This is a genomic window from Paenibacillus pasadenensis DSM 19293, assembly GCF_000422485.1.
GTDB classification, from domain to species: Bacteria; Bacillota; Bacilli; order Paenibacillales; family Paenibacillaceae; genus Paenibacillus_O; species Paenibacillus_O pasadenensis.
The window spans coordinates 89,142-102,522 of sequence record NZ_KE383849.1 but is presented as its reverse complement, the minus strand read 5'-3'; the positions used below and the strand labels follow the sequence as shown (position 1 = coordinate 102,522).

At 67.3% G+C, this 13,381-nt stretch carries 8 protein-coding genes and 1 pseudogene; 2 read left to right on the top strand and 7 right to left on the bottom strand.

Translation table 11 applies throughout. The annotated features are described in order from the left end of the window. Positions 1-359: 359 nt before the first annotated feature. From H582_RS33230 to H582_RS0114675, 6 genes are all read right to left on the bottom strand, one after another. Positions 360-2,213, bottom strand: a complete 1,854-nt coding sequence (locus tag H582_RS33230) for a YheC/YheD family protein (protein ID WP_084137333.1) — start codon at positions 2,211-2,213, stop codon at positions 360-362. Further along, positions 2,170-3,150, bottom strand: a complete 981-nt coding sequence (locus H582_RS33145; RefSeq protein ID WP_052333297.1) for a GNAT family N-acetyltransferase — start codon at positions 3,148-3,150, stop codon at positions 2,170-2,172. Before H582_RS33145 ends, H582_RS33230 begins: the two co-directional genes overlap by 44 nt. A gap of 1 nt (position 3,151) precedes the next feature. Beyond that, entirely contained in the window at positions 3,152-4,318 is a 1,167-nt protein-coding gene (locus tag H582_RS0114690) for a YheC/YheD family endospore coat-associated protein (RefSeq protein ID WP_028599120.1), read from the bottom strand. Continuing rightward, positions 4,318-5,688, bottom strand: coding sequence for a YheC/YheD family endospore coat-associated protein (locus H582_RS0114685; protein WP_028599119.1), 1,371 nt, complete (start codon positions 5,686-5,688; stop codon positions 4,318-4,320). The genes H582_RS0114690 and H582_RS0114685 overlap by 1 nt, the downstream gene beginning before the upstream one ends. 40 nt (positions 5,689-5,728) lie before the next feature. Next, on the bottom strand, positions 5,729-6,883 hold the full coding sequence (locus H582_RS27770; protein WP_052333296.1) for a YheC/YheD family protein: 1,155 nt from the start codon (positions 6,881-6,883) through the stop codon (positions 5,729-5,731). Between the two features lie 69 nt (positions 6,884-6,952). After that, positions 6,953-8,329, bottom strand: coding sequence for a YheC/YheD family endospore coat-associated protein (locus tag H582_RS0114675; protein WP_043111398.1), 1,377 nt, complete (start codon positions 8,327-8,329; stop codon positions 6,953-6,955). Positions 8,330-8,581: 252 nt separating this feature from the next. Between H582_RS0114675 and H582_RS0114670 the strand changes: the two genes are divergently transcribed. After that, positions 8,582-11,638: an ATP-binding response regulator gene (locus tag H582_RS0114670; protein ID WP_164820131.1), complete on the top strand. Its 3,057-nt coding sequence runs from the start codon at positions 8,582-8,584 to the stop codon at positions 11,636-11,638. 3 nt (positions 11,639-11,641) lie between these two features. After that, positions 11,642-12,760 carry a response regulator gene (locus tag H582_RS27765; protein ID WP_052333295.1) on the top strand — a complete coding sequence of 373 codons (1,119 nt, stop codon included), beginning with the start codon at positions 11,642-11,644 and terminating at the stop codon, positions 12,758-12,760. 133 nt (positions 12,761-12,893) lie between these two features. Here H582_RS27765 and H582_RS32905 read toward each other — a convergent pair. Continuing rightward, a pseudogene (locus tag H582_RS32905) lies at positions 12,894-13,175 on the bottom strand (transposase); the annotation flags it as partial. Positions 13,176-13,381 lie beyond the last annotated feature (206 nt).

Below are 13,381 nucleotides of genomic sequence, written 5' to 3'. Positions count from 1 at the left end.
GCAGGCCGAGGATCGCGCCCCGGGGAGTCCGCAAGCCGATTTTATCGGGTTGCAGCCCGGGGATCGCGCCCCGGGGAGTCCGTAAGCCGATTTTTTCGGGTTGCAGGCCGAGGATCACGCCCCGGGGAGTCCGTAAGCCGATTTTATCGGGTTGCGGCCCGAGAATCGCGCCCCGGGGAGTCCGTAAGCCGATTTTTTCGGGTTACGGCCCGGGGATCGCGCCGCGGGGAGTCCGCAAGCCGATTTTATCGGGTTGCAGGCCGAGGATCGCGCTCGGGGGAGTCCGCAGGCCGATTTTTTCACGAAATCGACCTTCCTAGGCTGCCCGGGTCCTTCCGAACGGACAAGACGGATTCTGTCTACTCCCCGTTCTCCTCCGTCTGCGGCGCGGCCGCTGTGTCGACTTGCTCGGCCGACGGATCGGCCTGCTTCGCCGACGAATCGGCCTGCCTCGCTGATGAATTGGCCTGCTTTACCGACGGATCGCCCTGCTTCGCCGCCGTATCGGCCGGCGCGGCAAGAGGCTCAAGCTCCGCCTCATCCATGTCAGCGGAAAGAGCGGAACTCGCCGGCGCCGGGACGGAGCGGATCGTCGGCTTGTTCGCCGCGAACGGACCCGATCCGGCCAGCGGTCTCGGCTTGCGCCGCCGATCCGGCGACTCGTTCTCCTCGCGCCGCCCGCCAGGCGGCTGCTTCGAAACGCGTCCCTGCGCGCCGCCTGCCGCCGAGCGCTTGCCGCCGTCCGCGGCCGAGCTGGCCGCGCCGCTTTTGCCGCTGCCTGCCGCCGATCCGGCCAATCCGCTCCTGCCGCTGCCTGCGGCCGTCCCGGCCGGACCGCTACTGCCGCTGCCTGCCGCCGATCCGGCCAATCCGCTCCTGCCGCTGCCTGCCGCCGTCCCGGCCGGGCTGCGGCTGCCGCCGGGCTCCGCATTCCGGCGCTTCGAGCCGGAGCCGAGCGTCGCCGCTTCGTCTGCCGCCGGCCCCGAGCCGACCGGCTGCGCGCCGCCCAGGCTTGAACCGGTCGTGCGCGAGCCCGTCGTCCTCGATCCGGCCGTGCGCGAGCCTCTCGTGCGCGACCCGGCCGTGCGTCCGCCTGTCGTGCGGCCGCCGGACTTGCGTCCGCGTCTCGAGTAGAGGTACAGCGCGTACTCCAGCGGCTTCACGATGGCCCGCTCATAGGTCGCGAGATCGCCGCTCTGGCGGAACACCTCGCGCGCGGGCTTCGGATTGACCTCGAGCAGCCAGATGCCGCCTTTCTTGTCGATCGCCAGGTCGAGCGCCAGCTCGCACAGGCGGCCGTACTGCCGCTCCAGATGGGCCGCGACTTCGACGCCGAACTGCTCCGCCTCGCGGCGTACGGACGCGGCCAGCTCCTCGTCGCCGACCCAGGAGGAGAGCAGCTCCTCCATGCGCATCGCCTTGCCGCCGCCGTGCAGGTTGGAGGTGATGCTGCCCGCCGCGCCGACCCGGCCCGCGCAGCCGGTCGGCTCCCATTCGCCGCGGCCGTTCTTCTGCACGAGCAGCCGGTAGTCGTGGACGCGGCCGCTCGGCAGCTTGATCATGATGCCCTGCTGCACGATGTACTTGCCGCCGCCGAGGCTCCAGGAGGAAAGCCGCTCCTGCAGCGCGGCCGCTCCGACCTTCTGCGGCCGGATGATGCGCCGAGACTGATCGCGTCCTTGGATGAGATAGACGCCTTCCTTCTGCCGCTCGATCCGCAGGATGCCGCGCCCGCCCGTTCCGTTGATCGGCTTGAGGAAGACGAGCGGGAAGCGGCGCAGCATGTCGGCCAGATCCTTGTGTCCGGCATACAGCACGGTCAGCGGCTGCCGTCCTTGAAACCGGCTTTGCGCGGCCAGCGTCTTGTACACCGTCCATTTGTTGCGCAGCATCCGGTTGAGGAAGGTCAGATGGCCGTAGCGGGAGCGGAATTTCTGAAGCTGCTCGAAGCGGTAGCTCTGCTGGATGCGGCAGCGGTCGAAGATCATATGGGGAAAGGAGGTCCAGCGCCGCGACCACGTCTTCGACGACGGATCGTAGATCATCGCCTGGATCCGGTTCTTCTCGTAATCGACGTCGGCAGGCGTGAAGACGAACACGTCGAGCCCCATTTTCTTGCCGGCGACGATCATCCGCTGATAGATCGGGCGCTCCTCGAGCGCCTTGTTCTCATTGAGGTATAACGTTAAGATGCCGAGCACCGGCTGAGCCATGATCATCCCTCCTTGCAGCAGCGGGCTTTTTCGGAAGGAGCTCGCGGCCGGAAGGCCGGGAGGAGGGGGTTCGCGCCGCGCCTGCGGTGCGCGCTGCTTTCGTCGCCCCCGCCTCGGACCGCCCTACCTGGGACCGCCCCACCTGGGACCGCCCCACCTGGGACCGTTCCGCCTGAGGCCAAGCCGCCTCGGACCGCTCCGCCTCGGACCGCCCCACCTGGGACCGCTCCGCCTGAGGCCAAGCCGCCTCGAACCGCTCCGCCTCGGACCGCCCCACCTGGGACCGCTCCGCCTGAGGCTGAGCCGCCTCGAACCAAGCCGTCTCGAACCGCTCCGCCTGAGGCCGCTCCACTTCGAAACGCTCTACCTCAGACCGACCCGCCTGGGAACGCGCCGCATTGACTTGCGCCGTCTCAATCCGAGCCGCCTCGCGTAGCGCCTCCGCCCGCGCTGCGCCGTCTTGCGCGCCTTGCGCGGCAAGCGCGCCGGCGCCGCTGCGGAACACGAGCGTCGGCTTGCCGGTCGGGCCGTCCTCCAGCGCCACTGCGGCCATGCCAGCGCGGAAGCACATCTTCATGCTCGCGGCGTTGTCCGCGGCGACGCGGCAGTCGAGCGCTCCCCACGTCCGCTGCAGCTCGCGCAGCAGCCGGCTGCCGGCTCCTCGGCCGCGGCAGGGCGGCGAGACGGCGACAAGGCAGGCCTCCCGGCCTGCCTTGCGGGCAAAGGCGATGCCCGCCGGACGTCCCTGCTCCAGCAGGACGGCCAGCGCCGCCGCCGGAGCCCCTCCGCCCGCGGTCTCCAGCTCCTCCGCCCGCAGCTCCTTCAGAGCCGCTAGGCCCGCCGCCGACAGCCGTCCGCCGCCCCAGGCGGCCATCAGCCGCAGGAGCGGCTCCCGGCTGCGGGTCCATTGCTTCGGTGTCAGAAGCATTGCCTTCATGTCAAGCGCCTCCAGCCTTTCCCGGCTTCGGCGAGCGCATCAGATAGCTGCCGTAATGGAAGATGCGCTCGAGCGATTTCTTGCGGATATGAGGCTCGTCGAACTTCATCGGCTTGGAGTTGGCTTCGAAGAACCACAGTCCGCCCGCGGCATCGACGCCGAGATCCATCGACATCTCGCCGTGGCTATGGCCGCTGGCCGACTCGATCTGACGGGCCAGCTGCACGCAGGCGCTGCGCGCACGGCTGATCAGCTGGCGCGCCTTCTCCGCGCCGAACGCATGGCTGAGCAGCTTCTCCGGATCCTCGATGCTGCCGCCGCGCGGCACATGGGTCGTGATGCTCTTGGAGCCGGCGACCCTCGCGCCGACTCCGGTGACCGACCACTGGCCGGCGCCGTTCTTTTGCACGAGCGCGCGCAGGTCGAACCGCCGCTCCTGGTACAAGGCAAGGTCGATCCCTTGCTGGGCGATGTACGTTGCGCCGCCGCTCTCTTTCAGGATACGCGCCCATAGCTTGGTTACCGTCGAACAATTATAGGTGCTGCTTTTTTTCCGGTTCTGGATGCTGAGCCGGTACGGCAGCGGCTTCTCCGGATAGACGCGGATCGTCATGATGCCCTTGCCGGCCTTGCCGCTGACGGGCTTGAGGTACAGGTACGGATGCTTGCTCATCATCCGGTCGAGTCCGCCCACGGTCGCCATCCGGCGCGTCGCCGGGATGTAGCGCTTCGTCGCCTGCGATTTCCGCAGCCATTCGAACAGCTCCCATTTGTTGAAAAAGGACGGGTTGAACACGCCCTTCACGCGGGGACTCGCGAGCAGCAGCTTCAGCTTGCGCTGGACGCGCGGCATGAGCTCATCCTCGCGCTGCGGGATGCGGTTGTAGACGAGGTCGGGGAAAGGGAACAGTCCCTTTTCCCACTCGCCGCCCTTGCCCGCCGAGTCGGCGAGCGAGAAGCCGGTCAGCATCGGCTGGGAGAACTTCAGGTAGCGCATCGGCAGCACGTAGACGATGAAGCCCATCTCTTTGCCGGTACGGACCAGATCGGCGAAATTAGCCCGGTTGCCGCGGAAGCCGAGCTTCGGATCGGACATCGTCAATATCGCCAGCACAGGCTTGCGCGCGGTCAGCTCGGCTGAAAATCCGTACGGAAGCTCGTATTCCATCAGCTGTCCCTCCCCCGGAAGCGGCTCAGGTAGAGGCAGTGCTCGAGGATGTACTCCAGCGAGGCGCGGCCCTCCGGCTTGAGCGCCGGATGCTTGAAGATCGAGCGGCCGGGCTTGGCGTTGGCTTCGAACATCCACACCTCGCCGTCCTTGTCGATGCCGAGGTCGAGGCCGAGCTCGCCGAGCCGATGCGGGTAGTTGCGCTCGATCGCCTCGCTCATCTTGACCGCGACGCGCTTCGCCTTCTCCAGCACCTCGCCGGCCTGGCTGCCGAACGTGCGCGAGAGCGCGTTGCCCGGCGTCATGAGCACGCCGCCGTTCTTGATATGCGTCGTCACGCTGCCCTTGCCGGCTTTTTTCGCTCCGATGCCCGCCGTCACCCATTCGTTGCGGCCGTTCTTGTGCATGTGGAAGCGGAAATCGAGCGGGCAGCCCTCGATCTCGACGAGCCGGATGCCCTGCTGCACGACATAGCCGCCGAACGAGCTGCCGTGCCGCGCGTGCATCGTGCGCATGAGCGCCTGGAAGGTGCCGAAGCGCAGCAGCACGTTTTTGCCGCCGCTGCGGTAGCGGGCGAAGTAGCCTTGCTTCGGCTGGTACGTCAGCCGGTAGATGCCGGCTCCGAGGCTGCCGCCGCTCGGCTTGAAGTAGACGAAGTGATGCTTTTCCAGCAGCTCCTTGATTTTGGCGTCGCTCGGACCGGAGACGGATTCCGGCAGATGGCGCAGCGCCTCGACGTCCTTGTCGAGCAGCTTGTAGACGTCGGACTTGTTGAAGTAGCTCCAGTTGAAGAACGGGATGCCCTTGCGGACGAAGCGCTCGCGCAGCGAGCTGATATAGGAACCGGTCTCGGCCTTGCGGCTCGGCAGCCGGTTGTAGACGACGTCGGGGAGGGGCACGGTCTTGCGATACCAGGAGCCGTCGGCGTTCAGGAAATAGCCGTTCACCGTCTCCTGCGACCAATTGATGTCCTTGGGGGTGAAGCCGAAGAAATACGCCTTCTTCTCGCCGATGCGGATCAGGTCCTTGATGAAGCCTGTGCGCGAGCCGAACGGCAGGGAGGAGCTGACATAACCGTCGCTCAGGATGCCGACGAGCGGCCCGAGCTGCACCTCGTTCTCCGAGGCGTGCAGCATGAACACGTTGCCCGACTTCGGCACGCGGATCTGCTGGCGGAGCGCCGAGCTGAGAAACACATGATTGCCCTCGCGCTTGACCGCCTTGACCGAGGCGGTGACCGTCTCCCGGCCGAGCTTGATCTGCAGCTTCTTTTTGTCCGACAGCTTGAGCGATCGGTACAGCGGCCCGGATACATAGACGACACGGTCCTTCTTATCCGAAAAATGCACGTTGCACAAAGTAAGACTCATGATGAACCTCCTGAACGTTCTGTCGCTAGGTTGGGTCGATTTATCGCGAAGGAGCGGCCGACGATCGGGCGCCGGAACGCTCCGGGACAGGGCGCGCGCCCAGCAGGCGGGCGTAGAGCAGCGGGCGTTCCACCGCCGTACGGGCGATGCCGCCGGGAAAAGACGAGAAGGCGTCGCGGCCGGGACGGGAGTTGAGCTCCAGCAGCCAGAGGCGGCCGTCCGGCTCGACGCCGAAGTCGAGGCCGAGCTCGGCGAGCCGGCCGAAGGCGTTCTCGGCCGCTTCGGCGGCAAGCAGCGCCAGCCGGTCGATCTCGGCCGAGCAGCGGGCCGCCCCTTCGGCGCCGAGCAGCAGCTCGAGGCCGTCGCGGGCGGGCAGCGCCTCGCCGCCGCCGTGCAGGTTGGAGGCGATGCCGCCGGGACGTCCGCGCCGCAGCGCCGTGCCGGTCAGACGCCAGCGTCCGCGCCCGTCCTTCTGCACGAGCGCCCGCACGTCGAACGGCCGGCCTTGGCGGTCGCATAGCGGCAGCTGCGGCTGGAGGATGTAGCGGCGTCCGCGGACCAGCCGCTCCGTCCGCTCGGCCGCCGCCTCCAGGTCGGGCAAGCGGGCGGCCAGCGTCCGGCCGTCCCCGGCGCGGCCGCGCAGCAGCCAGCCGCTGCCGTCCGGACCGAGGGAGAGGACGCCGCGTCCCTGCATGCCGCCGTCCGGCTTGAGGAAGACTGCTCCCCATTCGCGCGCGGCCTCCGCGACGGAGGACGCCCCGTTCAGCAGGCGGGTCGGCGGCGCGAGCGCGGCCAGCTCGGAGCCGGCGCGGCGCAGCGCCTCCAGCTGCGCGAGCTTGCCGGGCAGCCAGCTGCTGAGCCGCGCATGAGGATGGAGGCGGCGCATCCGCTCCAGCTGCAGCTCGCTGAAGCGACGGCTGGACGCTCCGCTCGGTCCGCAGCGGTCGTAGACGACGGCCGGCAGCGCGACTTCCCGCTCCTGCCAGCATCCGCCTTCGCGGACGTAGCCGGTCAGGGAGCCCGTTTCGGCGCGGAAGCCTTCCGCGGCGAACAGATGCAGCGGCAGGCGCAGCTCGGCGGCCCGTTCGGCCAGAGCCGCGAGGAATCCGTCCTCGGGAACCGTCAGCCTGCCGGAGCCGTCCGGCCGTGGCGCCTTTCCGATCCATACTCCGATTACGCCTGCATCGCTTTTCATCGCGGGCTCCTCCTCACGGGGTTCAGCTGCTGCTGCCGGCGGACCGGCGGCGGGCTGGCGGGCCGGACGCTATTGGAAGCCGGCCAAGTAACGCGCGTATTGGATCATGTTCCGCACCGAGGGGCGGATCTTGCCCCCTTCGAGCGGCGTGTTGTCGTTTTTGGACGGCTTGGAATTGACCTCCAGCAGCCAGACGCGGCCGCCGGTATCCATCGCCAGGTCGATGCCGAGCTCGCCGAAGTGGGCGGGAATGCGCTCCTCGATCCCCTTCGCGATGTCGAGCGCGGCCTTCTCCAGCTTGGCGCTTGCGCCGGCCTTGTAGCCGGGAGCGAGGCTGCTGCGCCCGACCGCCTCCTTGACGCGGCTGAGCGTGCCTCCGCGAGCCAGGTTGGAGACGAAGTGATTGCTGCCGGCCGTGCGGGCGACGACCGACGTGACGATCCAGGCGCCGGTGCCGCTGCGCTGCACGAGCGCTCGGAAGTCGACCGGCCGCTTGCCGATGTCGATCAGCGTCAGGCCTTGCTGGAGCTGGTAGCGGACCGTCTTCATCTTGCCGCCGAGCGAGCCGTAGAACTTGGCGAGAGTCGGATACGCCTGCCGCCGGATGCCGGTCGGGGCGGTGTAGGTGGCGAGGATGCCCTCGCCCTCCATCCGGCTCGCCTTGATGATGCCTTTGCCGAGGCTGCCCCGCACCGGCTTGAGGAAGACGGTAGCGTGGCGGGAAGAGACCGTCTTGAGATCGGCGAAGCTCTTCAGCAGCCGCGACTCCGGCAAGTATTTGCCGAGCGAGGGGTCCTTGCCGAGCGCATCGAACACCTCATGCTTGTCGAGGAACTTTTCGTTGAACACTTGCGTGCCGTAGCGGGACTTGGCTTCCCTGAACAGCTGCTGGACGGACGGACGGTTCTCGAGCTTGCGCGCCGTCAGCCGATTGTTCACGACGTCGGGCACGGGCAGGCTCGCCTTGCGCCAGCCGCCGTCGCCATGCACCCAGCCGTCGATGCGCGGACCGGGACCGGCCGCCTCGGGCGTAAAGAAGTATACATGGGCGCCTTGCGCGGCGCAGGCGTCGACCAGCTCGCGGCAGAACATCGTGATCGAGCCGAAGGGCCGATCGGGCTGCTGCGGATAGTCGCGGCTGACGAGCACGCCGATCAGCGGGCCGAGCGACAGCGTCTGGGTGCTCGGCCGGAAGTGCAGCCGCAGCGAGACGGCTCCGTGGATGCCCAGGCTGCGGGCCAGCGCGGAGGGCAGCCGCATCGTGTCGCCCTTGCCGCCGGATACGACCCGCACGGCGGTGCGGTACGAGCCGAACCGGAGCGCGATCGGAGTGCCGGACGGAATCTTGTGATGCTTGAGGACGGACTCGCCGAGCACGATCGCATCGTCGGCTCCGTGGCCTCCTTGGGTCACCTGGACGGCGATCTTGGACTTGGATTTGAGCATCGGTGAATCTCCTTCCGGAACGAAGGGTAACGCATGGCAGGTCTAGGTGAATGAAGCGAATTAATTCATCATATGAGGACATCTATCTCGTGGTTCTAGGCGCGATCCAAGAAGGACGGGACGCTTTGTACCAGCAGCGAAGACGCGGAGCCGTCAAGCGATTGTCCTCCGCCTCTTCACGATTGCCTCGTCGAAGCCGATAAATAAGACCTGGAAATATTGATATGTAAGTAGTGGGTGGGGGCGGAACGGTTGTGGCGTAAGGGGTTGGGCGTCGTTGGGATCGTCGTGCTGTTCGGCATCTGGCTGCCGCTGGGCATCTTTTCGGAGCGATGGGGCGGACAGCAGCCATTCCGGGCGGAGCAAGGCGTGATCGATCTGGCGGGCTGGGACGGCTCCGGCCGGATCGCGCTGGACGGGGAATGGGAGTTTTATTGGAACGAGCTGCTGCAGCCGGGCGAGACGCCGCGGGGAGAGCGCTCGTGGATGGAGGTGCCGGGCGTATGGAGCGGCAGCCGGGCTGCAGGCGCGGAGCGGCCCGTCTACGGAGCGGCCACCTATCGGCTGCGCCTGACCCATCTGTCCGAGCCGGGCGTGTACAGGATCAAAAAGATGAACATCCGCTTCGCCAGCGCGATCTACGTCGACGGCCGGCTCGTGCTCGAGGACGGCAAGCCCGCCCTTTCGGCGGAAGCTTACGTTCCGGGCAATTCTCCCGGCCTGGCGGTCGTCGAGATCAAGGGCTCGGAGGCGGAGATCATCGTGCATGCGGCCAATTACGATTATATTGATGCGGGCGTGCCGATGTCGCTCTATTTCGGCAAGGAGGAGGCGATCAACGCAGCCCATGAGCGCAGCCTGATCCGCGAGTCGGCGATGGCGGTCGTGCTGGCGGTCATCGGGCTCATCCATCTCGTGCTGTTCGCGGCGGTATGGCTGTACGGCCAGCGCGACGAGCCGCTGCTGCTGTTCGGCCTCACCTGCGTGACGATGGCCGTCTTCAACGGCTTGCTCGGAGAGCGGCCGCTTGCCCTGCTGCTGGACGGGCTTTCCTTCCAGACGCTGTATACGATCAAGGACATGAGCGCGCTGGCCGGCTTCCTCGTCTCGCTCTACCTGATGATGCTGCTCCAAGGGAAAGGGGCGGACCGGCGGCTGACGAAGCTGTTCGCGCTCCTGCTGCTGGGCAGCCTGGTGCTGTTTCCGTTCCTCAGCATCCGCGAGTATCTCCCCTTGTACCGCGTCACGATCCTGCTCGAGCATGTGCTGATGGCCCGGGTGCTGTGGAGCGCTGCGGCGAGGCATCTCGCCGCTCCTCGCGGCCAGCGCTACGAGTCGCTGCTGCTGCTGCTCGCCGTGCTGCTGCTCAACCTGTATTCCTACGGCTGCCTGCTGTTCGGCATGTCGATGCTGGGCTCCCTGCTGATCAGCCAGATCTATCTGATTCTGTTCAGCCTCGTCGTGTTTCTCGTCATCGTCTACCGCTTCTACGGGGCGTTCCGCGACATGGAGCGCATGCATCGCAAGCTGCTGCGGCTCGATCGGCAAAAGGATGAGTTCCTCTCGTCGACGACCTACCAGCTCAAAGCTCCGCTGCAGGACATCGTGCATCTGGCGGACAGCCTGGCGCATGCCGGCGGGCCTGCTCCCGGCTCCGCGCGCAGCCTTGCGCTGATCGCCGGCACGGGCCGTCGTCTCGGCTATCTCGTGCAGGATCTGCATGACTTCTCCCGCCTCAAGCATGAGGACATCGTGCCGGAGCCGCGCAACCTCGATCTCCGCTCCGCGGTCGGCTCGGTGCTGGAGCTGCATCGCTTCCTGCTGAGCGGCAGGCTGATCGAGCTGGCGAACGGAGTTCCGGAAACGCTGGCGGCTGTTTATGCGGACGAGGATCGGCTCGAGCAGATTCTGCACCGGCTGGTCGAGCGGGCGGCGCTGCGGGCGGAAGAAGGCCGGATCGAGGTGACGGCCGAGGAGGAGCTCGGCTTCGCGGTCGTGACCGTCGATTTCGACGGCCGGCCGAGGCCCGCTCCGGATCCGGATGTCGCGCCATGCCTCGCCGCCGCAGACGGGGAAGCTGCCGATCTCGCGCTGTCGATCACGCGCCGGCTGATCGAGCTGCAGGGCGGACTGGCGCTTCAGCCGCTGCCGGGCAAGGAAGGACGCTCCTTCCGCTTCTCCCTGCTGCTGGAGAAAAATCCTGCCGCTTCCCGCAAGGCCGCCTGGCCGGCCGCAGGGGAGGCGGCGGCGGCCTCCGAAACGCCTGTCGCCCTTGCCGGCGGCAGCAAGGGCCAGACGGTCGTGCTCGTCGCCGAGCCGGACGCTGCCAGCCGGCATGCGGTGTGCCAGCTGCTTGCCCAGGAAGGGCTGCGGGCCGTGAGCGTCCGCTCCGCGGAGCAGGCGCGCGCGGCGCTTGCGCTGGAGGGGGAGCTGAGCCTCGTGCTGCTTGGCGTCTCGCTCGCGGACGGCAGCGGCTTCGATGCGCTCGAGCAGCTGCGGGGCCGCTTCTCGCCCTCTGAGCTGCCGGTGCTCATGCTGACCGGGCGCAGGCGCGAGGAGGAGCGCAGGCTCGCTCTCGACCTGGGCGCCAACGACTACATCTCCAAGCCGTTCGAGGCGGAGGAGCTGCTGGCGCGAGTCCGCAGCCTCGTCAAGCTGCGGCAGTCCGTCCGCGAGGCGCGAGAGCGGGAAATCGCCTTCCTGCGCTCCCAGATCAACCCTCACTTCCTCTACAATGCGCTCGGGGCGATCGCCGAGCTATGCGTGGAGGAGCCGGAAAAGGCGGAGCGGCTGACGCTCCATCTGTCGGGCTATCTGCGGGGCAGCTTCGACTTCGGCCAGCGGGACGGCATGTCGACGCTCGGCGCGGAGCTGAGGCTGATCGAGGCGTATACCGAGATCGAGAAGGCCCGCTTCGGCTCGCGGCTCCAGGTGACGCTGCGCTGCGAGGCCGATCCGGCGCTGCGGTTTCCGCCGCTGCTGCTGCAGCCGCTCGTGGAGAACGCGATCCGGCACGGCCTGCTGTCGAGGCCGCAGGGCGGCGAGGTGAAGGTGACGGTGGTCGAGCGCGAAGGCTATGTGCATGCGGCGGTGGAGGACGACGGAGCCGGCTTCGACGCGCAGGCGATGCTGTTCCGGCTCGAGCAGCCGGAGCGCATCGGCGGCGTCGGCTTGTGGAACGTGAGCGAGCGGCTGCGGCTGCTGTACGGGGAGCGGCTCGGCATGGACAGCCGCACGGGCTTCGGCTCGCGGCTGACGTTCCGCATTCCGGCGTCGAGCCGGACGAGCGAACCGAAAGAAGGAGGATGACCGATGCTGAGAGCGATCATCGTGGACGACGAGGAGCTGTCGATGCGCAGGCTGGCGAGAATCGCCGGCGAGCTGGGGGGCGTGGAGATCGCCGCGACCTTTTTCCATCCGTCCGAGGCCTGCGCCTACGTCCGGGATCATCACGTCGACGTGGCGTTCCTCGACATCAACATGCCGGAGATCGACGGCATGGAGCTCGGGCTGCGGCTGAGGCAGCTGCGGGAGCCGCTGCAGATCGTCTTTGTCAGCGGGTATGACCGCTATGCGGTCGACGCCTTCGAGCAGGACGCGGTGGATTATGTGCTCAAGCCGGTCAACGCGGAGCGGCTCGCCAAGACGCTCGAGCGGCTGAGCCGGCGCGCGCGTCCGCCCCAGCCGCCTCCGTCGGCGCCGAAGCTCGGCGTGCGGATGTTCGGCGGCCTCCGCTTTTTCCGCACGGACGGCCCCGGACGCGAGACGCCGATCAAGCTGCGCAGCCCGAAGACCGAGGAGCTGTTCGCCTATCTGCTGTGCAAGGGGACGGCGAGCCGGGAGGAGGTCGCCGACACGCTCTGGCGCGGGCTGGAGCCGGACAAGGCGGCCAAGAACATCAACTCGACGCTCTACTACATCCGCAAGTCGCTGGCCGAGGCCGGGCTGGAGCCGCTGCTGCTGGCCGGGCGCTACGACATCCGGATCGACGCCGCGAGGGTCGACTGCGACCTGTACGAGTACGAGCGGCTCGTCCAGCGCATCCGCGCCGAGGCGGCGCCGGACGCGCGGCAGTTCGATCAGGCGGAGGCCGCGGCTCCGGGCGGCTTCCTTCAGGGCAGGCTGTACGAATGGGCGGCGGAGCTGTCCCGGCGGCTGGAGCGGGAGCGCATGGAGCGGCTGGAGGGCAAGGCGCGGCTGCTCGTGCGGGACGGCAAGCCGGCGGCGGCGTTTCCGCTGTTCGAGCAGATGCTCGAGCTCGATCCGCTGCGCGAGGACATCCACGAGGAGCTGATCCGGCATTATCTGTTTCTCGGCCGCACGCATGACGCGGCCAGGCAGTACCGGGAGCTGGAGGAGCGGCTCGCCCGCGAGCTGGGCACCGCTCCCGCCCGGCCCTTCGCCTCCTACGTCGGCTTCGCCCATTTCTAATCCTTCAAAAAAGGGGCTGTCCCGAAAGCAAATGGAGACATCCCAAAATCTCAAAAAACAGCAAAGACCTCGGATGAAGCATGAAGCCAGTTGCCTCGGCTCCATTTCCATTCGGGGTTTTTGTGCATACACAGCTGGCTTTCTTCAGTAGAATGCGGGCAAGGGAAAGCGCCCCGGCCTCCAAGCCTACTTTTAGTAAGCCGCGAAGCAGGAACCCCCGGAACCCCCGGAACCCCCGGAACCCCCGGTTGTTTTTCAGTTGTCCAAACACACTTTCCGGCTCATGAATCCTCCGGACGGAAAGGGCGTGTCCTTCTTCACGGGAGAGTTTATCGCGCTCCTTCTTCTTTGGCATCATGTACTGCGGGCTGACGCTGATTTCTCGGTTTCCTTCCGCTTCCGTGCAGGCTGGTTTCCGGCGAATCGAATCCAAGGCACAATTCTGCCTTGGATGGCCCGGTTCCCGGCCGGAGAGCCGAAACCAAGGCACAATTCTGCCTTGGATGGCCCGGCTCCCGTCCGGAGGGCCGGAACCAAGGCACAATTCTGCCTTGGATGGCCCGGTTCCCGGCCGGAGAGCCGGAACCAAGGCACAATTCTGCCTTGGATGGCCCGGCTCCC

Bases quoted from the DNA above. Each gene is read 5' to 3' on its own strand.
- H582_RS33230 (WP_084137333.1), bottom strand. From the start codon at position 2,213: ATGGCTCAGCCGGTGCTCGGCATCTTAACGTTATACCTCAATGAGAAC.
- H582_RS0114685 (WP_028599119.1), bottom strand. From the start codon at position 5,688: ATGAGTCTTACTTTGTGCAACGTGCATTTTTCGGATAAGAAGGACCGT.
- H582_RS33145 (WP_052333297.1), bottom strand. From the start codon at position 3,150: ATGAAGGCAATGCTTCTGACACCGAAGCAATGGACCCGCAGCCGGGAG.
- H582_RS27770 (WP_052333296.1), bottom strand. From the start codon at position 6,883: ATGAAAAGCGATGCAGGCGTAATCGGAGTATGGATCGGAAAGGCGCCA.
- H582_RS0114675 (WP_043111398.1), bottom strand. From the start codon at position 8,329: ATGCTCAAATCCAAGTCCAAGATCGCCGTCCAGGTGACCCAAGGAGGC.
- H582_RS27765 (WP_052333295.1), top strand. From the start codon at position 11,642: ATGCTGAGAGCGATCATCGTGGACGACGAGGAGCTGTCGATGCGCAGG.
- H582_RS0114690 (WP_028599120.1), bottom strand. From the start codon at position 4,318: ATGGAATACGAGCTTCCGTACGGATTTTCAGCCGAGCTGACCGCGCGC.